This window comes from Morganella sp. B601 (assembly GCF_051172335.1).
In the GTDB taxonomy this organism is placed as follows: domain Bacteria; phylum Pseudomonadota; class Gammaproteobacteria; order Enterobacterales; family Enterobacteriaceae; genus Morganella; species Morganella morganii.
Genome location: NZ_JBPIZE010000019.1, coordinates 1 through 1169 on the forward strand (window position 1 = coordinate 1; position 1169 = coordinate 1169).

Below are 1169 nucleotides of genomic sequence, written 5' to 3' on the forward strand. Positions count from 1 at the left end.
GCCACAATGATGCAGGCCGGAATGGTGACCCGGTAAGCGGGACCGGCGATATCGGCTATCAGCCATGCGGAGCTCAGCGCAATCCCTATGGGACCGGCCAGTACCCCCAGTGCCCGGTTGGCGGCAAAGAGCGTCCCCCAGGTGGCGATACCGCCCATCGCCTCAATCACCCCGACAGCAGCAACAGTGGCAAACTGCAGGGCAGCGACACCGGAGCTGGTCACGGCGGCCTGCACCGCGAGCAGGATAAGCTGGGGAGTCGGCGCGGACAGATTCAGTTTCAGCCCGTCCGCAAAGCGGACCAGTTCGTCCTGCGACATCTCCCGCAGGCTTTTCTCCAGTACTTTCATCAGCAGGTTCAGTTCGGTGGTTTCCACCGGGCTGGCTTTGTTGTAGTTCACTTTCAGCTTGTCGCAGACATCGTGCAGAATTTCACGGTAGAGCACACCTTTGTTGCCGCGCAGCAGCGTGACCAGACTGTTGGCCCCGAAGGCCTGCAGTTCGGCACAGATAGCAGGCCAGTACTTCTGATGGTCAGGGTAAAAGAGCTGATATTCCGGTGAGGCAGTCAGAGACTCCGCCAGACGCTTTTTGCCGTCTTTGCTGTCGTGCGTTAGAACAGAGACCAGCAGACCAAGGTCTTCATTACTGCACTGAGCGATAAACGCGAGGTCCGGGTCGATACGGTAAATTGCCATAACAGAAATTCCTTACAGGTGATTTAAGACAGCAACAGCATAACAAAGGGGTCTGACAGGGTATGACGCGGAAAATCGCTGTTTTCGGGGGATAAAAAACGGGGAACCGACAGAGTGTGTCGCCGGTCAGTTGCCCTGACCGGAATTTTCCCTTTAGTGTCAGTAGGTTAATGTGTATCTGAAAAATCACTGATTCCGGAAAATTATTTTTTCGGTGTTCTGTACTCGTTCTCAATTAACCGGGTCACCAAATCGGTGATCGTCATTTCATAGGTTTCAGCCAATTCTTCCAGATGTTTTTTTACTTCATCATCCAGACTGCAGCTCAGTGTTTTTTTATTTTTTTGTTTTTTCCGGAAAGAACGCTGCTGCCATGCCTTTTTAAGAGAGTATAAAAAATACTTCTTCCCTCCGGGATTATCATTCCATGCCCGCAGGGCGGCATAAAAACAAATATATTTATCTCCGGAA

At 51.8% G+C, this 1169-nt stretch carries 1 protein-coding gene and 1 pseudogene; both read right to left on the reverse strand.

Going from position 1 to position 1169, the window contains the following annotated elements:
- On the reverse strand, positions 1-698 hold a 698-nt coding region (locus ACSBQN_RS19250), incomplete at its 3' end, for a DUF3944 domain-containing protein (RefSeq protein ID WP_434991809.1).
- Between the two features lie 203 nt (positions 699-901).
- A pseudogene (locus ACSBQN_RS19255) lies at positions 902-1169 on the reverse strand (hypothetical protein); the annotation flags it as partial.